The 23,625-nt window shown below is 47.1% G+C and carries 11 protein-coding genes; 10 read left to right on the top strand and 1 reads right to left on the bottom strand.

The genetic code is table 11. The features are described from left to right. Positions 1-150: 150 nt before the first annotated feature. The 7 genes from MHI25_RS23290 (at position 151) to MHI25_RS23260 (ending at position 11,475) form a co-directional block, all read left to right on the top strand. The gene (locus tag MHI25_RS23290) at positions 151-1,083 is read left to right on the top strand and encodes an ABC transporter permease subunit (protein WP_248548341.1); all 933 of its coding nucleotides are present in this window, start codon (positions 151-153) and stop codon (positions 1,081-1,083) included. A gap of 15 nt (positions 1,084-1,098) precedes the next feature. Next, positions 1,099-2,001 (top strand): carbohydrate ABC transporter permease, encoded by a 903-nt coding sequence (locus MHI25_RS23285; RefSeq protein WP_340394439.1) that lies wholly within the window; start codon positions 1,099-1,101, stop codon positions 1,999-2,001. 136 nt (positions 2,002-2,137) lie between these two features. Next, positions 2,138-3,763, top strand: coding sequence for an extracellular solute-binding protein (locus tag MHI25_RS23280; protein WP_076128949.1), 1,626 nt, complete (start codon positions 2,138-2,140; stop codon positions 3,761-3,763). Between the two features lie 96 nt (positions 3,764-3,859). Next, on the top strand, positions 3,860-4,993 hold the full coding sequence (locus MHI25_RS23275) for an SGNH/GDSL hydrolase family protein (RefSeq protein ID WP_076128927.1): 1,134 nt from the start codon (positions 3,860-3,862) through the stop codon (positions 4,991-4,993). A 66-nt stretch (positions 4,994-5,059) separates the two neighbouring features. Then, on the top strand, positions 5,060-6,775 hold the full coding sequence (locus tag MHI25_RS23270) for a right-handed parallel beta-helix repeat-containing protein (protein WP_340394437.1): 1,716 nt from the start codon (positions 5,060-5,062) through the stop codon (positions 6,773-6,775). 11 nt (positions 6,776-6,786) lie between these two features. Then, positions 6,787-9,171: a glycoside hydrolase family 95 protein gene (locus MHI25_RS23265; RefSeq protein WP_340394436.1), complete on the top strand. Its 2,385-nt coding sequence runs from the start codon at positions 6,787-6,789 to the stop codon at positions 9,169-9,171. Positions 9,172-9,420: 249 nt separating this feature from the next. Further along, positions 9,421-11,475, top strand: coding sequence for an alpha-galactosidase (locus MHI25_RS23260; RefSeq protein ID WP_340394434.1), 2,055 nt, complete (start codon positions 9,421-9,423; stop codon positions 11,473-11,475). 55 nt (positions 11,476-11,530) lie between these two features. Here the strand turns inward: MHI25_RS23260 and MHI25_RS23255 are convergent, their stop codons facing one another. After that, positions 11,531-12,400, bottom strand: coding sequence for an AraC family transcriptional regulator (locus MHI25_RS23255; RefSeq protein WP_339244423.1), 870 nt, complete (start codon positions 12,398-12,400; stop codon positions 11,531-11,533). Positions 12,401-12,614: 214 nt separating this feature from the next. On the opposite strand from MHI25_RS23255, the gene MHI25_RS23250 reads away from it, so the two are divergent. The 3 genes from MHI25_RS23250 to MHI25_RS23240 all read left to right on the top strand — a co-directional run bounded on the left by MHI25_RS23250 (position 12,615) and on the right by MHI25_RS23240 (position 21,998). Next, a complete protein-coding gene (locus MHI25_RS23250) occupies positions 12,615-14,936 on the top strand; it encodes a glycoside hydrolase family 95 protein (protein WP_339244421.1) in 2,322 nt (773 codons plus the stop codon). Positions 14,937-15,178: 242 nt separating this feature from the next. Further along, positions 15,179-16,720, top strand: coding sequence for a response regulator (locus MHI25_RS23245; RefSeq protein WP_076128937.1), 1,542 nt, complete (start codon positions 15,179-15,181; stop codon positions 16,718-16,720). A 382-nt stretch (positions 16,721-17,102) separates the two neighbouring features. Continuing rightward, a complete protein-coding gene (locus MHI25_RS23240; RefSeq protein WP_340394432.1) occupies positions 17,103-21,998 on the top strand; it encodes an S-layer homology domain-containing protein in 4,896 nt (1,631 codons plus the stop codon). Positions 21,999-23,625 lie beyond the last annotated feature (1,627 nt).

The raw sequence follows: 23,625 nt of genomic DNA, 5'->3' as shown, positions 1-23,625 counted from the left end.
GCGATTTGTACGCTGAAGCACCCAAGTGTACCTTTCTTTTGGAGATAAAAGTCATCTATGATCAATCCGTAGAAAGCGCTATCACAAATCACAGACATCTGCTTAGGGGGAATTGTTCTGGAGAAAGAATTAGTATTACATCGCAAGTCGTTGCCGAAAAGCAAAGGCCCCGTATTCTTACAAAATGCTCGCAAAAGCATAAAAAAGCACTGGCAGTTACATCTGCTTGTGATTCCGCCTTTGCTGTTTTTTATCATCTTCAAGTATTATCCGATGCTGAACACTGTCCTAGCCTTTAAGGACTATAACGTCATAAAAGGGATATGGGGAAGTCCATGGGTCGGATTTAAAAACTTTCAGCTCTTCTTTGAGAATCCGCAGTTTTGGACACTGCTCAAGAATACTATTATGCTTAGTGGCTATCAGCTGCTGGCGGGTTTTCCAATCCCGATTATTCTTGCGCTCATGATTAATGAGGTACGGGGAGGAAGGTTTAAGAAATTCGTTCAGCTTGTATCGTTTGCCCCTTATTTCATCTCGACGGTTGTCATGGTGTCAATCGTTATGCTCTTTCTGGCCCCTCGGCTCGGTTTTGCCAACATTGCACTCAACTTCTTCGGACTGGATTCTATTAACTTCCTAGGTGAACCCGGCATGTTCCGTTCGATTTATGTGTGGTCTGATATTTGGCAGACAGCGGGCTACAGTGCAGTCGTATATTTGGCAGCGCTTGCAGGGATAGACCCAACACTTTATGAAGCTGCCAAAGTTGATGGAGCCTCGCGGTTTCAAAAAATCCGCCACGTCGATTTGCCAGGGATTGTGCCAACCATCGTTATCATTTTGATTCTGAATGTAGGGAATGTAATGGCGATTGGCTTTGAAAAAGTCTACCTGCTACAGAACCCGCTTAACCTCGTTAATTCTGAGATCATTGCCACCTATGTCTATCGGGTCGGCCTGTTGAATGCCAATTACAGCTTTGCAACTGCGGTGGGCCTGTTCAACTCCATCATCAACTTGGTTCTCTTATTTACAGTAAACGGTCTGGCGAAAAGAATCACTAAGAACAGCATCTGGTAGGAAAGGAGCTCATCTATGGCAGCAGCAGTTCAAAAAAAGATTAAAGAATCCGTCGGCGACAAAGCGTTCCTGATCACAATCTATATCGTGCTTACTCTTGTGGTAATCGCTGTACTTTATCCGCTTATTTTTATCATCAGCAGCTCAATCAGTAGTCCGGCAGCCGTGACCTCTGGTCGTGTCTGGCTCTGGCCTGTAGATATATCCTTCAAGGGTTTCAAAGTATTGCTGAATACGCCTGAGATTATCACTGGTTATGGAAACTCAATTTTCTACACCGCAGCGGGAACGCTGATTAGTATAACTTTAACGGTCATGATCGCTTACCCGCTGTCTCGAAAAGGTTTTTTCGGACGAAATACACTGATGATGATCATTACCTTCACCATGATCTTCAGTGGGGGGCTAATTCCCACCTATTTGGTAGTGAAGGAGATGCATCTGATCGATACTCGCTGGGCGCTGCTGATTCCGAACGCCATTTGGGTCTGGCAGGTCATTATTGCCCGCTCCTTCTTTCAATCCTCGATTCCGGAGGAGCTTTTGGAAGCTAGTGAAATCGACGGCTGTAGTGATATGAGATTCATCTGGAGCGTGGTACTCCCGTTATCCAAACCGATTCTCGCAGTGTTGGTGCTTATGTACGCGGTAGGTCAATGGAATGCCTATTTCGATGCGCTGATATATCTGAAATCAGCAGATTTGTTCCCCTTACAGCTTGTCCTGCGAAGCATCATCATTCAGAACAACACCGCTGGTGGAGCCATGGACGTGGGGAAACTGGTCGAGAAACAACAGCTTTCCGAGCTGCTGAAGTATTCCTTAATTGTGATTGCCACTTTGCCGGTACTTGTTATCTATCCTTTCGTACAGCGTTATTTTGTACAGGGGATGCTTGTTGGTTCCGTCAAGGGTTGATCTTAGGAGTCTCTTTTTTGGAAAGGAGGTATGCCCGGAGTACACACTTAAGGTATCATCGTATCACCTGCTAAATTACAAAAGGGAGTGATAATATTTGAAGAAGCAAAGCTTGATTACTTTACTAATTCTGGTCATGGCATTTACGGTTGTAATTAGCGGATGTGCAAATAAAAATACAGATAACGCATCCAGCACGCAGCAGGGTTCTGGTTCGGGTTCGTCTGGCAAGCCGGTTGAGATCAGCGTGTTCTCAGTTCAGGAATCCGGCATCGACCTTCCGACCAATAAATTCACAAAACATGTAGAAGAGAAATTTAATTTCAAATTCAACTGGCAGATCAACCCATCGGATGGTGCTCAGGAAAAACGCCAGATCTCACTGGCGAGTGGTGACTATCCGGATGCTTACCTGCTTACTCACTATATTGATCAATTCTCACAGGCCGATCTACTGAAATACGGCAAGCAAGGTGTACTCATTCCTCTAAATGATCTGATTGATAAATATGCTCCAAATATTAAAGCAGCCATGGAAAAGAACTCTGACCTAAGAACGCTTAATACTGCACCTGATGGCAACATTTACGGACTTGTAGCTTATACAGAATGTTTCCACTGTTCCTATCCTAGCAAAATGTGGCTGAATACTGAGTGGATGAAAAAGCTTAACTTGGAGATGCCGAAGACCACTGAGGATTTCAAAAATGTACTGAAAGCCTTTAAAACGCAAGACCCGAACGGCAATGGCAAAGCCGATGAAGTGCCGCTAAGCGGTTCCATCGAGGAGTTCGGCGTACGGATCGTACCTTTCTTGATGAACGCATTTGTTTATGATGATGATCGTAATTACCTGAACATGAAGGATGGAAAGGTGCAATCTGCTGCCATTACTCCGGAGTGGAAAGAAGGATTGACCTATATTAAATCCCTGTTTGACGAAGGGTTGATTGATCCGGGTGCCTTTACACAAAACGCGGAAGCTTTTAAGAAAATCGGTGAAAATGCTGATGCAGAAATTCTAGGTGCAGGTGCAGGTATGCACCCAGCGATCTTCGTAAACATCGACCCGGGGAATACCCGTTCAGCACATTACAACCCGCTGCCTCCGATTTCGGGACCTCAAGGAATTTCCTATGCGACTCATGATGGAGGCGGCGTAGTCCCGGGTGCAAAATTCGTGATCACAAACAAAGCAAGTGAAGAAGCACAAATTACACTGATCAAGATGGTGGATTATATGTTCACACCAGAAGGCCAAACGAATGGCGCAGCTGGCCTGAAGGGAACCGATTGGACAGATCCGGTCGAAGGTGATGTGGCGTTGGGTAAAGATGTTAAACCGATGATCAAACTAATTCCAGGTGAAGAAGGCGCAGCACCACGTAATGCAGGCTGGAGTGGTATGGCTCACTTCTATGAGCCTAAAGAATACCGTGATACTTACGTTCAAGGTACCGACATCTTTGCTTCTGATGGTTATGAACGTAGACTGTATGATGCGACTCTGCTATACGAAGGTCATGAGCCTAAAGAGTTATTCCCCATCTGGTCGATCTGGATTGATCCAAGTGAGATTGATGAAGCCAGCTTGCTGCAGACAAATTTGAAAAATTACATCGAACAAAATGAGCTGCAATTCATCACAGGCAACAAGGATCTGAACAAGGACTGGGACGCTTATGTAAAGGGATTGCAGAACTTGAAGCTTGACCGTTATCTCGAAATTTTACAAAAGGCTTATGATACTTCAAAAAAATAAATATTGAAATCAGAATCAGGTGCTGTATGATAGACCCCGCACCTGATTTCTTGATTTCAGGGGAAAATATGGGTTTTTGTGGATGGAGGTTGAGTTATGACAGACGAGAATCATTGCAATCATTCATTTGTAGTTCCGCGCCGTGGACTACCTCAAATTAACGGCAGGCTTACGGAAAAAGGGACTGTAACCGTTGCCTTTTTAGGCGGCTCAATTACGGAGGGGGCAGGTGCTTCCGAAGCAGACACATATAGCTGGAGAGCACTCACTGGTAAGTATCTTCAGGAGCGGTTTGCGGATCAGGAGTTCCGCTTCATCAACGCGGGAGTGGGGGGGACGAACTCAACTTTAGGTGCTCATCGATTACAGGAGCATGTCCTGCAGCAGGGCACAATTGATTTGTTATTCGTTGAATTTAGCGTCAATGACGGCAATGACCGGGAAGAATCCATTAGAGGGATGGAGGGCATTGTCCGCCAATGCAGGCGGTTGTCACCGGGCACTGATATTTGCTTTTTGTATACAGCAGCAGAGAAGAATCTCTCCGGGAGTAATCCCTTTAATATTGCTGTCCATGAAGAAGTAGCTGAACATTATCAGCTTCCCTCTGTTAATTTTGCAGCTAGAGTCTATGCGCAGCTAGAGGCGGAACAAATGGAGTGGACTAAGCTGGCACCGGATGGATATCATCCCAATGATGAAGGTCATGCGCTGTATGCCTCTTTTTTGCGAGAGTATCTGGAGACAGCGCTTGTTCCTAACAAGACGAATTTGAGTAGCGAAAGCTCTTTAGATATTCCACCTTTGGCGGAGCAAAATTATGAATACGGCAGCCTGCTTGATTTCCGTGCGGCTGATCTTGTGAACGGTTACGAACTTCGCGAACTGGCTGCAGGAGATCCGCTGATGAACTGGCGTTTTGGAACAGAGCATCTGTATACCCATAGCAAGGAGGCTGTTTTTTCTTTTACAGTGACCGGGCAAAGCGCAGGCTTGATGCTGCTCTACGGACCGGATAGCGGGATTTTTGAATATTCGCTAAATGGCAGTTCTTATAAAGCTGTGAACTTATTCGATGAATGGTGTCCGCTTGCCTTTCGGCCTATTATCGCCATGTTTCCGATCCAGGAACAACGTCAAGAATTGCATGTTTCAGTACGCATTACGGGGCTGAAGGATGAACAGAGTAAAGGCACCAGTCTGCGTATTCTGAAACTGCTGCACAATTGATTATTTTAAGCGGAGAGATTATACTGCCAAATATTAAGCGTTTACAAAAAAAGAAAGGCGGTGCCGATGATTACTTCTGCTGAGAATAACGCCTTAACTACTCCTGCTGTAATCCGCCTGACGGATTTTGGAGTACTGCCGGATTCTGGTTTAGACGCGCAGCCAGCCATGGTTCGGGCTATACAGGCTGTCGCTGAAATTCCCGGTCCGGTACTACTGGATTGCCCGAAGGGCTGCTATCATTTCTATCCGGACGAGGCCATCCGCAAACCTTATTTTATCTCAAATACTGCCAGTGAAGAAGAGAACAGGGATGTCACTAAGACCATCGGTATTTTGCTGAAGGGACAATATAATTTAACGTTGGAAGGCAATGGTTCATTATTTATTTTTCACGGCAAGCAAACGATGCTCCTGCTGGATGGCTGCAAGAATGTGGAGATCCGTAATTTACATACCGACTATGCCTGGCCAACTGTGACGGAGATGACGATTACCGAAAGCGGTGACCATTCGTTCGATGTCCAAGTACATCCCGATTCACGTTATGAGATTAGGGAGGATAAGTTGGTCTGGATCGGTGAGGGCTGGAGCTTTTCTGAAGGCCCAATGCAGACTTATGATCCGCAGCGCAATACGACTTGGCGGATGGATAACTGGCTGGAGCAGGCAGACACTGTCGAGGAACTGGAGCCGATGAAGCTCCGTCTGCATTATAATTTTCAGCCTGAGGTTATTCCGGGGCATGTTCTACAAAGCCGTGACGGCATCCGTGATCAGGTGGGCGTATTCATTACGGAAAGCTCGAACATCACCTTGAGCGATATTGGGCTACATTTTCTGCATGGACTTGGCATCGTTGGCCAGTTCAGCGAGAATCTCAGCTTCCGTCGTATGGATCTCTCACCGCGTCCGGAAACGGGACGAACGGTCACAGGCTTTGCGGACTTTATTCACATGTCTAGCTGCCGGGGAAAGGTGATCATTGCCGATAGTAATTTTTCCGGTTCACATGACGATCCCGTTAATGTCCATGGTACTTATCTGCGGATCGTAGAGCAGCCATCGGCGAATGTAGTAAAGGTCCGGTTCATGCATCATCAGACCTACGGATTTATGGCTTTCTATCCGGGGGACGAAATTGAATTTGTTCGCTCCGGTTCATTGACCACTTATGCGGCTAATGAAGTGGTCGAAGTGAAGCGGCTAAATCCACGCGAGCTTTTGTTGACATTGGCTCATCCGGCTCCTGATGATATAGGCAGCCATGATGTTATTGAGAATGTTACCTGGACTCCAGAGGTTGAAGTCACTAATAATCACTTCGCGAGAGTACCCACCCGCGGTATTCTTGTGACAACCCGGCGCAAAGTGGAAATTAAGGGTAACATTTTTGAACGGATGCATATGAATGCCATTCTGATTGCAGTGGATGCTGAGTCCTGGTATGAATCCGGCAAGGTGGAGGATGTGATCATCAGGGGCAATCATTTTCTGGAATGTGGAAGTCAAAAGCATCCGGTTATCTTTATTTCGCCGGAGAATGTGGAGATAGATAAGCGTGCTCCCGTTCACCAGAGAATTGTCATCACGAATAACAAGTTTGAAAGTATTGATGTGTTGGCCCTTAGTGCCAAGAGCACCTGCGGACTGGTCTTTAAGTGCAATGGAATTCTGGCAGGCAGTGGTGAGGCGAGTCTTTCGAATCTTGATGATGCGATTGAATTAAATGCCTGCAGTGAGGTTGAAATTGCTGATAATTTATTAAATGACAGATGGTGAGGAGAGCGCGTATGAAACTTCAATATGACAAGCCAGCAAATGTATGGACGGAAGGACTTCCAATTGGGAATGGACGTCTGGGCGGTATGATCTTCGGTGGTGTGGAACAGGAGAAAATTAGTCTAAACGAGGATACGCTTTGGTCAGGATACCCAAAAGAGGGTAACAATCCCGGTGCTAAGAACGTTCTGCCAAAGGTGCGACAGCTGATTCAAGAAGGCCGTTATGTTGAGGCGGACACGCTGACCAGAGAAATGATGGGGCCGTATACTCAATCTTATTTACCTTTTGGTGATCTATTGCTTCGTTTTGAACATGGCAACGTCTATCATTCTTATCAGCGTACACTGGATGTGGAAAATGCGCTGCATCGCATTGAATATCAGATTGGCAATGTTACTTATACCCGTGAGATGTTCACTTCTCATCCTGATCAGTTGCTTGTTCTTCGTTTGACCGCAAGTGTGCCAGGCGCATTGAATGTGCATGCCACGCTGGAAAGTCCACTCCGTCACAACCTTTATCCGCAAGGTGACAGCTATGTTCTATCGGGAACGGCACCGGAGCATGTAGATCCAAGCTATTTCGGGAGCGACAATCCCATCCGATACGGTGAATCAGGCAGCAGCAAGGGAATGGCTTTCGAAGGACAACTCTCCGTGACGGCGGATGACGGCCAAGTAACGGTTGATGGCAGTGGGATTCATTTGCTGGGTGCGACATCGGCAACCTTTTATTTCAGTGCGGCTACAGGTTTTAACGGGTATGACCTAATCCCGGGAATTGAAGGAAAAGATGCCTCCACCATTGCAGCCTCCTTCTTGGCAAGTGCTCAAGGCAAGTCTTACACCAGCCTGCTTCAAGCGCATATCACTGATTACCGGGCACTTTTCGATCGGGTGAAACTTCGGCTGGGCAAGCCGCTGGCACCGGAAGGAATGTCAACCGAGCAGCGGATTACGACTTACTCCGCGCAAGATCCGGGTCTAGTTGAGCTGCTGTTTCATTTCGGACGTTATTTGCTGATCGCAAGCTCGCGTCCCGGAACGCAGGCCGCCAATCTTCAGGGAATATGGAATGCCTCTACTCGTCCGCCTTGGAGCAGTAACTATACACTGAATATCAATACAGAAATGAACTATTGGCCCGCTGAGATTTGCAATCTGGCAGAATGTCATGAGCCACTTTTGGATTTCGTCGGCAATCTGGCGAAGAGAGGGGCGGATACCGCTCGGACCAACTATGGCACCCGGGGCTGGGTAGCTCATCATAACTCGGATCTTTGGGCACACACTGCACCGGTAGGTGATTATGGCGATGGAGATCCAAGCTGGGCCTATTGGCCAATGGGCGGCATCTGGCTGACCCAGCATCTTTGGGAACATTTTGCTTTTGGCGGAGATACTGAATACTTGCGGACTTCGGCTTATCCTGTCATGAAGGAGGCGGCTCTGTTCGCATTGGATTGGCTGATTGACGACGGCAAGGGTAATCTTGTGACCTCCCCGTCCACTTCACCAGAGCATAAATTCCGGACAGCGGAGGGTGTGGCTGCGGTCAGTCCGGGTGCCACAATGGATATATCACTGATCTGGGAGTTGTTCACGAACTGTATCGAGGCATCAGTGATTCTTGGAACGGATGAAGCTTTGCGTGAAGAGCTGAAAAGTACCCGTGAGCGTCTATTGCCACTGCAGGTTGGCAAGTACGGGCAACTGCAGGAATGGTCCTCTGATTTTGAGGATGAGGACATGTACCACAGACATACCTCGCATCTGGTTGGAATTTATCCGGGCCGCCAGTTGTCAGAAGAAGAGACCCCTGAGCTATTTGCTGCGGCAAGAACCTCGCTGGAGCGGCGCGGGGATGAAAGCACAGGCTGGAGTCTGGGCTGGAGAGTCGCTTTATGGAGCCGCTTCCGGGATGGAAACCGTTCCTTGCGTCTGCTCTCTAACATGTTGCGGCTGGTGAAGGACGGGGAGTCGGAGCAATATAATCACGGCGGAGTTTATGCCAATCTGCTCGGTGCGCATCCGCCTTTCCAGATTGATGGCAACTTTGCAGCCTCCGCCGGGATTGCCGAAATGCTGCTGCAGTCTCACCGCGGCTATCTCGAACTACTGCCTGCATTGCCGAATGAATGGCAGGAGGGAAGCGTTGCAGGTTTACGTGCCCGCGGTGGCTTTGAAGTCAGCATTCAGTGGGACAACGGCAAGCTAGTGGAAGCGCAGATCACTTCCCTGCTGGGCACAGAATGTGTGATCCGCATGGACACCCCACTTAAGGTAACCTGTGGCAGTCAGGATATACAGTGTGAACGTTCCGCCGAAGGAAGGGTAAGTTTCGCTACAACCGCGGGACAATCCTACAAGCTTATCATTGGTGATCAGCAATAATCCGTTTTATAAGCGTATGAACAGCAGTAGGACCTGAACGTTTGGTCCTGCTGCTGTTTTTTGCATTTTCAGCATGAAGCTTCAGGACCAGCAGAGTTTAGGTAAGATGTGTTAGATCGCGGTATGGATCGGAAGATCGTTGTATAGAAAACGCTTTATCCGCTCTTTATAATGAGGTCATACTTGGGGGATACAGCTACTGAGACTGCGGCCTTCAAGGTCCAAAATGCAGCAACAAGGAGGCAAATTATGCTAACTGACAGTAATACAACCGTAAACGTGAATACAGACACAACGTCTCTTATCCGTGTAACCAATGGCCTGGTGAATCTGGAGATTGATCTCGGAACGGGTGAGTCATCCGTTGTCGGCGGGACTTCTGCACATGTAAAGGGGATTCGCAGCGCCTTTCGCTGGCAGGGCCGGGAATATAATACTGAACACTATCAGAGCCACGTGCTGAAGTTGCAGGAAGAGGTCGTTCGTGAAGGTTTTGGCAAAGGTGTTCATCTAGTGATTGTACATGAAACATCCCTGCTGCCACAGCTGGAGCAGCATTTTTATATTTATGAGTCCTCCTCATATGTGTTGATGCAAAGTGTGATCGCAAGCGATGAGGATATCAAAGCGAACCGCATGGCGGTCATTCAGAGCAAATCGGTATCCCTCGGCGGCGAGTCAGGTCAACCGGATGAACCAAGCATCCTGCGTGTGCCTTACGACAACGATAAATGGGTCAGATATACAGTGGTGAAGCCACCTATGGATACAGAGAGCTACGAGGTAACGGCAGTGTTCGCACCGGATAGCCGGCGAGGAATTATCATGGGTTCCATAACTCACAAGGTGTGGAAAACGGGTATTCGTATCAAAAGCGAGCGAAGCGGCCAGATCGAGGAGCTGGATCTTTACGGTGGGGCTGTGAGTGAATTAACCCGCGACTTTCAGCCGCATGGTTATGTAAAAGGCAAAAGAGTGGAGTCACCGCTCGTATTCGTAGGTTTTTATGATGATTACAGAGAAGGTCTTGAAGCTTACGGCCGGGCCAATACATGGATTGAAGCTCCGCTGGCTTGGGAGGGTGGCGTTCCTGTTGGCTGGAATAGCTGGTCTGCTGCAATGGCTGATCTGGATTATGATTTGTATACGTCGACCAGTGAGTTTTTGAAAAAAGAAGTGCAGCCGTTAGGATTCCAGAATGAGGATACGCTGTACATCAACTTTGACGCTTTTTGGGATAATTTCACAGCAGAAGAAATGAAAAATGCACTTGAGCTAGTGCGGAAGAATGGTCATAGACCGGGAACTTACTGGACCCCTTTCGCTTTCTGGGGAAGTCCTACTCAGTTCGGAGATGTCGTGGAGGGTACGAACGGTAAATACACCTATGGCGATATCCTGCTTCGGGACAGCGAAGGAGAGATTCTGCCGGATGTTGATGGAGGGCTAGCCATTGACCCCACACATCCGGGGAACCTGCAAAGAATAGATTGGTATACAAAAAAATTCATCTCGGAAGGATTCGAGTATATCAAGCTGGATTTCCTGACACATGGCGCACTGGAAGGCCAGCATCACAATCCGGAGATTACGACGGGCATTGCGGCGTATCACTACGGTATGTCCTACTTGCAGAATAAGCTGTCTCCAGAGGTTATTGGTCGACCGTTCTTTATTAATCTGTCCATCGCACCGTTGTTCCCTTATGCATTTGCACATAGCCGGCGTGTCTCTTGTGATGTTTTTGGCACGCTGCAGGACACAGAATATATGCTCAACTCTTTGACCCATGGCTGGTGGATGAGCGATTCATTGTACCGTTTCAATGATCCCGACCATTCCGTACTGTACAAGAGCCATAACCAGGAAGCCACGGGCTGGCATGAAGGCCGGAGCCGGCTAACCGCTTCGGTGATCGCGGGAACGGTGCTGCTGCTAGGGGATGACTTCCGAAAAGAGGAAGCCGCCGCCCGGGCTAAAGCTTGGCTGAGCAATAAGGAAATTATGGATGTTGCTCGTCTTGGCAAAACCTTCAGACCGATAGAAGGGGACCTCGGCAAGCAATCCTGTGATACTTTTGTGCTCGAATCTGCAGAAGAAAATGCCTTTTATATAGCTGTCTTCAATTACGATGTCACGAAATCTGCTCCTAAATCCCTCTCATTAGAACGGGCAGGGCTGAATGCTCAAGCTGCTTACCAGCTGCTGGACCTATGGGAAGGTGTAGAAGGGGAAACCTCAGGAAAGCTGGAAGTTACGCTTGAACCCGCAGAATCTAAAATCTTCAAATTGACGGCAAAATAACAAAAGAATACGCGCCCTCTGCTTCTTGCGGATAGCGCGTATTCTTTTTTACAACCTATATTTGTTTTCGGCTTTGCGGATTAAGGCGGTATTGTGTGGGTTTTATGCCGTAGCAGGCACTGAAATGTCTGGAAAAGGGATGGATCGAAGGATAGCCTAATTTCTCAGCAATGGCAGTAACACTTAGCTCGCTCTCCAGAAGCAGACCTGCCGCCCGCCGCATAACGAGATTATGATGATAAGCGCGCGGCGTCATTCCGGTTTCTCGCAGAAACAGCTCATGAAAATAAGTTCGCTTGAGTCCGCAGAGCTGTGCCCAGTCTTCGATAGATTTACCACGTTCGGGATGAGTGTTCAAATACTCCAACAGGCGCACAATCCGATAATCGCTTGGCTGATGCTGATGGAGGGCATTATACCAGCTTAATATCCAACCGTATAACAAGCTATGAACCGCTTCATTCCGGTAGAATATCGCTTCATTGTATATTTTGGCAATCATCACAAGACTATCGTATAGCTGTGGATATTTAGCTAGCGGGAAAACGCAGGGCAATTCTTTCAGCTCGGCACAGGGGACTTCGGTGGCCTTTTTCTCAAGCCTAAAGGGTTCAGGCGCATGGATAAAAGAAAGATTAGTAGACATAGGCGACTGCTTGTCCCACAAATCAAAATAGACATTGTAGGACGAGAGTGGATGAGAAGGGGAAATATGAAAGGCATGTGGCTGGCCGGGGCGCAGAAACACCAGTGTTCTACGCTCAATCGGATAACGAACTCCGTCGATTTCCATCTCACCGGGGCCATCGGTAAACAGATGAAAGGCGTAGGCATTGCCGACGCGCAGATGCTCATTGCTGCTTCCGTCGTACAGATAAGGCATGATTGCTCCAACATACGGTGTGATTTCAGATAGTTTGTTCATACTATACCCCTTTGCTAGCAGCATTTCTTAATTTTGGCCTGTAGTTAAATATTTGGGATAACGGATAAATTGTCAAATGAATGAACGAGTCAACAAAGACTAGTAGTACTGATGATGTTACGATAAATGCGATAAATACACAATGTTAATAACAGAGAAAGCGGATTAATTAACAACAACTTTTGAAGGTCTATTACAGACAGGAGACGATCAAATGAGCGATTTTAAATTGTGGTATTCAACCCCTGCAACAAGCTGGTCGCAAGGGTTGCCGTTGGGTAACGGAAGAATAGGTGCTGTTGTAATGGCGGCGCCGCATCGTGAAGTGTGGAGCATGAGCGAGGTGACCTATTGGTCTGGGCAAACGGATCCCGAGTCTGCTCCTGCCGGAGGTAGAACTGCGCTGGAAGAGATGCGAAGTCACTTTTTTGCCGGCGATTATGACAGCGGTGATCGTTTAGCCAAACAGTATTTACAGCCTAAAAAACAAAATTTCGGTACGAACCTGGGATTATGCGAGGTGGTTATTGATTTTGCCCAGGATGCGGATGTTAAATCAGGCGGTGTGTTTCGGCGGGAGCTGGAATTGACAAGTGCAGTGTCTGGGGCGGTCTATGAGAGCGGCGAAACAACAATCCGTCGAGAGGTCTTCGCTTCACATGCCGATGATCTGGTAGTTTCAAGAATTTGGAGCGATAAGCCTGGAGGGGTATCCTTTACGCTTGCCATCGAAGGTGGGACAGAATCGTTTACGACTGAGGTTGTGGATGGCGACACTATTGAATTCAAGGGGCAAGCTACAGAAAAGGTGCATAGTAATGGTAAATGCGGGGTATGGGCAAAAGGGCAGCTCAAAATAAGTCTATCCGGCGGTACGATCTACAGGGGGGATGGCCGATTAAGAGTTTCCGGAGCTAATGAGGCCCGGATTTATTTTGGGGTCAGTACTGATTATCGCCGGAGCAATCAGGAATGGGAGACGGAGAGCTACAGCAACCTAAGGCAGGCATTAACCAAAGGTTATGCACAGTTAAAAGAAGATCATATTCAAGATTACCGTCAGGATTATGCAAAGGTGGATATTCAATTGGGTAGCTCCGGGAAAGAAGGTCTGCCTACCGATCAGCGGATTAGGTTACTGGCACAGGATCAGGCTGAGGACCCTCAGTTGTTCGCATTGTTCCTCCAGTATGGCCGCTACCTAACCATTGCCGGATCACGGGAAGATTCACCTCTTCCACTGCACTTGCAGGGAATCTGGAATGACGGTGAGGCTTGCCGTATGGGCTGGAGCTGCGACTATCATCTCGATATTAATACACAGATGAATTATTATCCGACAGAAGTCGTGAACCTTGCAGACAGCCACCTTCCATTGATGCGATATATTGAAGATTTATCTCAGGCGGGAAAATCAACTGCACGCGATTTATATGGCAGCAAAGGATGGGTAGCGCATGTATTCTCTAACGTCTGGGGGTTTACAGCTCCGGGCTGGGAAACCTCATGGGGGCTCAATGTCACAGGCGGATTATGGATTGCAATCCATCTGATGGAGCATTATGAATATAGTCAGGATCGTGTATTTCTAGAGCGCCAGGCATATCCTGTGCTAAAAGAAGCCGCAGAATTCTTCCTCGACTATATGACGATTCATCCGAAATATGGCTGGCTGGTGACGGGTCCTTCTAACTCGCCAGAGAACAGCTTCTATCCCGCAGATAGCAGCGAGGGTGCACAGCAGCTGTCTATGGGCTCGACCATGGATCAAGTGCTCGTGCAAGATCTTTTCGAGTTCTGCCTGAAGTCTGCGGTGTTGCTCGATACAGATGTGGAGCTTCAGCTGAAGCTTAAGGAAGCTATGGCTAAGTTACCCCCGCTACAGATTGGTAAAAGAGGTCAGCTGCAGGAGTGGCTTGAAGATTATGAAGAAGCGCAACCTGAGCATCGACACTTGGCTCATTTGTTCGCTTTGTATCCAAGCAACCAGATTACACCGGACAGAACACCGGAGTTAAGCGCGGCAGCAAGGGTAACGCTGGAGAACCGGATGGCTCAGGAAGAACTGGAGGATGTAGAGTTCACCGCCGCCTTATTCGGTCTTAGTTTTGCCAGACTATATGACGGGGAGAAGGCGTATAAGCATATCTCTCATTTAATTAGCGGACTGTGCTTCGATAATCTGTTCAGTTTCTCCAAATCAGGGATTGGTGGGGCAGAGTGCAATATCTTTGTCGTGGATGGCAACTTTGGCGGGACGGCTACCATTGCAGAGATGCTGCTGCAAAGCCACGCGGATGAAATTCATCTGTTGCCAGCGCTTCCGCAAGCCTGGAATACAGGATCGGTGTCTGGATTACGAGCCAAAGGAAAGGTAGAGGTAGACGTAGTTTGGGAGAAGGGGCAGTTGACGGAAGCTACGCTTCGCACCTACGCACCGGGAACGGTGACCCTTCGATGGGGAGATCAGAGAACTACCTTCCAAGCAGAAACAGGAGGAAGCTACTATTTCAACAGCCAATTGGAGCTGTTATAATGATTCGGCGGGGGCGATGAGCCTCCGTTTTCATTATGCGTCCGAATAATGATGAGTAGGTATCGAAGGGCTATCTGGTCTGCTTAGGACCCGATAGCCTTTTTACGAGCACGTTGGGATTAGATCTTACAAAGTAACGATTCATGCCTGAAAATGACTTACATTTATTTGGTCGATGATCGACTAAGGGGAAAAGAATATAATAGGAGCAAATACAGACAACAAGAAGGAGGGAACCTCAGGTGTATAGTATTTTTTTGGTAGATGATGAAGAAATGGGTCTTGAGATGATGAGAGATTATATCCGCTGGGAAGAGATGGGCATCTATGTAGTCGGAACAGCGAGCAATGGTAGAGAAGCTTTGGAGAAAATAGAGGCTTTTCAACCGGATATTATTCTTACAGATGTTCAGATGCCGATAATGAATGGAATTGAGTTGGCTAAAAAAATACATGAATGTTATGACCAGATGCAAATTATGTTCCTCACCGGACATGATGAATTCCACTATGTTAAATCGGCCCTTAATGTAGGAGCTGTTGGATATTTACTGAAGCCGCTAGATTTGACTGAAATTGAAAGCGTTATCGAAAAGGTTAAAGCACGCTGCGAAGAGGTTCAGATGAAACAACGTTCTATGGAGGCTGCTAAAACTAAGATTCTTAAGGAGCTTTCTTTTGAAAAAAATGCGGAGCAAGCCGCAGAGCTGGCAAATAACTTCAATAGGCTGACACGTCTCCCAGAGAGTAATCATTATACCATGGCACTGTTCAGCATCGATCCCAAAGAGGCGGAGGGTGAGCAGCAGAGTCTGGAAGAGTGTATGAGCCGGTTGATTTCTTATCTGGATCACTTTTTTAAGGCGAAAAATATAGAGGTTGTTTTTGTTCCTTACAAGGATGGCGAGACAGGTGTATTCATGGAAGCGACTCAACAGCCTGGCTATTATGCTTGGGAGGATTTAGCTGTGGCTATTCGTAGTGCGCTGGATTTTACGGTGACGGCAGCAGTCGGAGCGCAGGCCGCAGAATTAGCGCTGGTCCATAATCTGTATAAGCAGACGCGTGTGATTTTAAATGAACGTTTTTATAAAGGCACGGGCTTAATTATTCATGCCGCGGCTATTTCGAATCAGTTCGACAGTGAACATATGCCACCTTTTGAGAGAAAAGAGTGGTTTGAAGCTATCCATCAGCTGGACTTCGAGCAGGCCGCACAAAAGCTGCATCAATATTTCGTGGGATTGGCCACACTGAGAATCAAGAAAAAAATCATCTGTGATTGGGCGATTGATCTTGTTGATGAACTGCTAGAGCAGCTGCATCAGTCTGTTCCCGAGGGTTTTAAGCGGGCGGAGCTCTATCATTCCATCTATAATGCGCTGACTTTACATGAGATCGAGGATTTAATCCTGGGCACTGCGGGTGATGCCGTGAGCATGCTAGGTGAGCGACTTATGGATAAAAATACAAAGCTCGTCCACAAGGTTCGCACCGTGATTGAACAAAATTACGATCAGCCGATTACGATTAATAGTCTGTCTGATCAGGTTTATCTGTCACCGAACTACTTAAGATCTATTTTTAAGGATAAAACAGGCATCACGATCCACGATTATTTAACCCGTATTCGGCTTGATAAGGCCAAGGAGCTGCTCACAGACGGGTCACTGAAGATTCAAGATATTGCCCAGAGAGTGGGGTACGAAAGCACGTCTTATTTTATTTCTCTATTTCTGAAGAACCTTGGGGTCACACCTAACGAGTACAGGAAAAATATTTAACCTTCCGCACTTCTGCTTACTGAATAGAAAGAAAAGTCGCTTTCCTTTATGAATTGTAAACTTGCGATATGGAAAGATGCCCCTTTGCTTTTTACAATAAGCATGTATTACAACTCAGCACATGTGAGGGGCTTGATTCATTATTGCGATTAAAGGAAGCTTTTTTACACATCTAATTGCGATAGCGCTTTCAAGAAATCCAGACGGCAATAGTTGGATACAGCATTCTTGAGAGAGTAATCGGTACGGGCCGTACATTCCTTACATGACGTTACTTACAACAAGGAGAGGAGTTCTGAAGACGTTATTTGGAAAGAGGAACAACTGATGAATTGCAACCGGAAGGCTTTTCTTATATCAGAAAGTTAAATGGAGGGATTAAATGTTTGGACGTGTAATGAAAAGAGGGGTCTTGTTCTTTCTTATGATCAGCTTAGTGTTAGGCAGCGGTGTTCAGTTTGCCGGCAAGGTCTACGCCGAGGATACAAATAGCTATGAAGCTGAAGCGGATGGGAATATTCTGACGGGTAATGCGTCAATTTCTGACCACCCAGCGGCTTCCGGAGGGAAAAAAGTTGGCGGCATGTATCAAGGCAGCTCCTTGTTGTTCAATAATGTGACCGTGAGCGAGCCGGGGAATTATAAAATTACAGTGTATTATATTTCTGGCGATTCACGCCCGTTTAATATCAGTGCCAATGGCGGTGACAAGCAATTTGAAGAACCGTCCAAGACTGTGGACTGGGATACGGTAGGCACTTATGATGTGACGCTTCCGCTGAACGCGGGTGCTAATACCATCTTGATCGATGACAACAACTGGTATTCTCCGGACATCGATAAGATCGTAATCCGTGGACTGGACGACAGCGATCCAGGTGAAGGACCCGGGGGTGACTGGAAGGAGAAGCTGCATGGTGTGATCCTGGAAGCCGAGGCTACTGAGAATATGCTTACAGGCAACGCCAAAGTGGCGGACAGCAGTGTGGGCTCTGGCGGTAAAATCGTAACGGATCTGAACAAAAACAGTTCCTTACAGTTCACAAATGTTGCAGTACCAGCAGCGGGAACGTACTTAATCCGCATCTCCTATATTTCCGGCGATCAACGTCCTGTCTATATGCAGGTTAACGATGGACTGGATGAAATGATTGACATGCCAAAGACGGCAAGCTGGAGCACCGTGGGAACCTATGATGTGGAGGCCTCTTTGGTAGAGGGTTTGAATACTATTACCTTCTCAGATCATGATTGGTATTCTCCAGATTTCGACCGGCTAGAAATTATTCCTTATACCCTCAGCTATGAAGCAGAATCTCCACTCAATGATTTGACAGGCGAGGCCCAAGTTTCCGCTAGCCCGAATGCTTCGGGTGGTCAGAAGGTAGGGTACTTGAATAACGGCAGTTCCATAACCTTCAACAAGATTACAGCCCCTATGACTGGTGATTACCGAATCACAGTCGCCTATATTTCAGGTGACCCACGCAGCTTCTACGTTAGTGCGAATGGTGGAGCAGAGCAGTATTATGAGCTGCCCAAGACACCGGACTGGGATACGGTTGGAATGTATGAACTTACACTGCCACTGAACGAAGGCGAGAATACAATCAAATTTACAGATGGCAACGGGTATGCGCCAGATCTGGACCGGATTATAGTTGAGCCAGCTATGGGTGTGGATCCTAATCCCCCAGTGGAGGAAGACGGTGATTTAGGAACACCGGGCGCTTCTAAGATCTACGGAGCTATCACAGTTACCGAATATACTTACGGACTGCTTGTATCAAATGGCCAATATGAAGTGTCCTATAATACCAAGTCCGGATATGTAAGCTATAACTGGGCTGACGGACAGAAGCTGCAAGGGATCTATAGCAGTATCAAAATCGGCGATACGCTCGTTGAGACTACAAGCTATGAGAGTCATACAAGTGTTGGTGCTCCGGTAGACATTCAGGATGGTTTCGGCAAAGGCGTGGAGCTAACTTTTGTCCACACTTCCACAGGAAAACCGACGTTAAAGCAGGTCTACAAGTTTTATGACGACCAAAAGTATTTTCTGACCCGTCTGGATGCGGCCAGCGATACAGCAGTCAAGACCAACTATATGTCACCTATTACCGTAAAACGTACAGGTGGTGTGGATATCGGAGATAGTGCGGATAATCGTGTGCTTACGGTTCCTTTTGACAACGATGCTTGGATTCGTTATAAATCTCAATCTATGAATCGTGCAGATACCAGCTATGAGATGACGACTGTGTTTAACAACTCGACACGCAGCGGCCTTGTGCTTGGCTCTGTAACTCATGATACCTGGAAGACAGGCATCGACTGGAAAGGTTCCTCCAATCGGCTGAATGAGCTGGTCGTATATGGCGGTGCAGCTAGTGATGTTACCCGGGATACCCAGCCTCATGGCAGCTTAAGTGGAACAAACTTGTCCTCACCTATGATCATGGTAGGGGCCTTCAGTGATTACCGTACAGGGCTTGAGGAGTATGGCAAAGCTAATGCGATCATTACACCTGCACTTGCGCTAAACCCCGAGCTGCCACAAGGCGTACCGGTTGGTTTTAATAGCTGGGGAGCTTACGAGGGTACGCTTTCGTATCAAGATGTAGTGGATGTCTCCAATTACTACAAAGAGAATCTGCAAAATTTCAATAATAACGGCAATGTATTTATTAACATGGATTCTTATTGGGATAATCTGAATGATAAGCAGCTGACTGACGCCGTATCGGTTATTAAAGGGAATGGCCAGCATGCGGGTATTTATTGGGCACCGTTTGTATACTGGGGCAACAATATGGACCAGATTGTAGAGGGAACTGACAATAAATATACTTACGGCGATATTGTCCTTAAGGATGCCGCGGGTCAACCGCTGCCGACTCTGGACGGGGCTTTTCCTTTGGATGTAACACATCCTGGTGCACAATTGCGCATGAACTATTTTTTGGACAAATTTAAAGCTCTGGGCTTCACCTTCATCAAATTGGATTTCTTAACGCATGGTTCGCTTGAGGGGCAACATTTCGATCCAACTATAACGACAGGAATCCAAGCTTATAATGAAGGAATGCGTTATGTGAAAGAACGTCTGGATGGAAAAATGTTCATTAGCGCATCAATTGCGCCAATTTTCCCGAGCCAATATGCGCATAGCCGACGAATTTCCTGCGACACCTACGGCAAGATCAATGAAACCGAATATATGCTGAATTCATTAACCTATGGCTTTTGGCAAAATGGCACGATCTACACCTACACCGATCCTGATCATTTGGCATTGGCCCGTGCTACCAGCTTGACTGAAGCGCGTACCCGTATGAACTCTGGCGTTATCGCTGGAACAGTACTGCTTGGCTCTGACAATGTTAACGATCCAAAAGCACAGGAGTACATGACCGCTTTGTTCAACAACAAAGATGTTCTCGATTTAGCTTTAAAAGGAAAAGTGTTCAAGCCACTTGAAGGAAATACAAACGCCAATGCCGCCGATACTTTTGTTATGAAGGATGGCAATGATTATTATCTGGCCGTATTCAATTACAGTGCATCTGCTTCGGCAGATAAGCAAGTTGATCTTGGCCGCGCTGGATTGGATACTGCAGAGATTTATACTACGCAAGATCTCTGGACAGGAGAAGTTTCCTCTGCCACAGGAGCTATGAAATTGTCCTTGCAGCCGACAGAGTCGAAACTGGTAAAATTGACGGCTGCACCTAAGACAGTAACCGGTATAACACTGGATAAGACAGAGCTTGCGTTGACCGCTGGTGAAACCGGCAAGTTGACGGCTACAGTATCCCCGGAAGATGCGACGGATAAAGCAGTACTTTGGACTTCGAGCGATACCTCTGTAGCTACCGTAGTGTACGGAACAGTAACCGCTGTAGAAGCTGGAAAGGCCACCATTACTGTGGAGACGGTAGATGGTGGGTTCAAAGCATCGGCAGAAATCACAGTCAAAGAGGCCTCTACAGGAGAGCCGGGAAATCCGGGAGAGCCTAGTAATCCGGGAGAGCCGGGAAATCCGGGAGAACCGAGCGATCCGGGAGAGCCTAGTAATCCTGGGAATCCAGGAAATTCGGGAGAACCGAGTAATCCTGGGAATCCAGGAAACAATGGCGGTACCTCTGGCAGCACTTCTGGTCAGGTAGTGGTTGAGATTAAAGGGGACATCCAACAAGTTCAGTTATCCTCTGCTGTAGTCCGACAGTTGGCGAACCACACCCTAGTTTTGAATGCGGGTAAGCTCTCCTTGCAGGTACCAGCGGAGCTAATTCACCAGTTGCAAAACAAGCTGCCAGAGGGACAGCGGGAAGATAGCAAGATTGCCCTGAAGATGGTGAACCTCAGCAGCAAGGCCGATGAGTTGGTTGCTACAGTGGCTAGTTCTACTAATGCGGCTGCTGTTCTCAAGGGAGACATCTATGAATTTAGTCTTTCTATTACCACTAAGTCAGGCACTACAGACACACTCGCTACATTTGATAAGCCAATAACACTCATCATGCCAGTGGCAGAAGGCTTCAATGCTAAACGAGGCGGTGTTTATTATATCGCGGACAATGGCAGGCTGGAATATATTCAAGCTGATTATGCTAACGGTGTATTAAAAGCTGAGGTCAGCCACTTCAGCAAATATGCTGTGCTGGAGTTGAACCGCATCTTTGTCGATGTTCCGGCCAATCACTGGGCTAACCCAGTAATCCAAGAGCTGGCGTCCAAGCTATATGTGCAGGGCACAAGCAAAGTAAAGTTTGAACCAAGCCGGGCAGTTACACGTGCCGAGTTCACTTCGATGCTTGTTCATGCCCTTGGACTGACCGCGACAGGAAAAGAAAGCTTTGCTGATGTTGCTCCATCCGCCTGGTATGCGGAGCCTATCTCAATCGCTTACAAGGCGGGAATCGTGAGTGGCAGAAGTGCGTCCAAGTTTGAGCCGGGCGCACAAATCACCCGTGAAGAAATCACGGTGATGCTAATGAAGGCTTACGAGCTGAACAACGGCGTAACAGCCAATGGTGCAACAACCAACGGCGTAACAACCATTGGTGCAACAACTAACGGCGCAACAATCAACGGTGCAACTGCCGCAGCGTTCACCGACATGAATCAGGTGTCTGCTTGGGCCGCTGCTTCTGTAAATGAAGCGGCCAGTCTAGGACTGATTCAAGGTCAAAGTCATGAACGGTTTGCACCAAAAGGAATCGCTTCGCGCGCAGAAGCGGCTCAAGTGATCTATAATTTGATTTTGAAGTAAGCTGAAATGACTACAAAAGAGCGACTCTCCATTAACCGGAGAGTCGCTCTTTTTGATAGATCAGTTAATGAAATTAGCTACTTTATCGAACTTTACTAATAGATACTACATTACTATTAGGTACATTGCTATTAGGTACATTACTGTTTGGCAGTTACTAATACCACACTTTACTATCTATCGGAACTTACTCCAGTAAAGTAGAATCCCGTGCAAAAGTCGAGCACACCCCAGCAAAGTAGAATCCCGTGTAAAAGTAGAACACACTCCAGCAAAGTAGAATCCCGTGTAAAAGTAGAACACACCCAGCAAAGTAGAATCCCGCGCAAAAGTAGAACACACCTCAGCAAAGCAGAATCCTGCGCAAAAGTCGAACACACTACGGAAAAGTAGAATCCCGCGTAAAAGTAGAACACACTACGGCAAAGTAGATCATAGTTAGAACACATCGGACCGTATCGCAGCTATTTCGGCTATTTGAGCTATTCTACAAAGGTATCGGACTGTATAGCTCTTATTGCTATAAAAATGTCCAGAATTACTGTGCAAATGAGTCAATAGCTGCATCTGAGTCCGATAGCCGAGCAAAATGCCCTGATTCATCGAAATAGGGTCCCCTCGGTCCGATGCGTATGAGGAAGGAGTATAAGTAGAGCACACCTCAGCAAAGTAGAATCCCGCGCATAAGTTGAACACACCCCAGCAAAGTAGAATCCCGCACAAAAGTCGAACACACTACGGCAAAGTAGATCATAGTTAGAACACATCGGACCGTATCGCAGCTATTTTGGATATTTGAGTCATTTTACAAAGATTTCGGACTGTATAGCTCTTATTGCTATAAAAATGTCCAGAATTACTGTGCAAATGAGTCAATAGCTGCATCTGAGTCCGATAGCCGAGCAAAATGCCCTGATTCATCGAAATAGGGTCCCCTCGGTCCGATGCGTATGAGGAAGGAGTATAAGTAGAGCACACCTCAGAAAAGTAGAATCCCGCGCAAAAGTAGAGCATACCCAGCAAAGTAGAATCCCGCGCAAAAGTAGAGCATACCCAGCAAAGTAGAATCCCGTGCAAAAGTAGAACACACCCCGGCAAAGTAGATCATAGTTAGAACACATCGGACCGTATCGCAGCTATTTCGGCTATTTGAGCTATTCTACAAAGGTATCGGACTGTATAGCTCTTATTGCTATAAAAATGTCCAGAATTACTGTGCAAATGAGTCAATAGCTGCATCTGAGTCCGGTAGTTGAGCAAAGTACCCTGATTCATCGAAATAAGGTACCCTCGGTCCGATGCGAATGAGGAGGGAGCATAAGTAGAACACACTCCGTCAAATTAGAATCCCGCGCAAAGTCGAACACATCGGACCGTATTGCAGCTATTTCGGATATTTGAGCTATTCTACAAAGGTATCGGACTGTATAGCTCTTATTGCTATAAAATTGTCCGGAATTATTGTGTAAATGAGTCAATAGCTGCATCTGAGTCCGATAGTCGAGCAAAATGCCCCGAATCATCGAAATAAGGTCCCCTCGGTCCGATACGAATGAGCAGGGAGCAAATAGTACCGAGCGATCTAAACGATCCCATCGATCCCATCGATCCCATCATATCCAAGGAG

The organism is Paenibacillus sp. FSL E2-0177 (genome assembly GCF_037992975.1).
Classification (GTDB): domain Bacteria; phylum Bacillota; class Bacilli; order Paenibacillales; family Paenibacillaceae; genus Paenibacillus_AQ; species Paenibacillus_AQ odorifer.
Note: the sequence above shows the minus strand (reverse complement) of the source record. Positions and strands in the feature narration are given on the sequence as shown.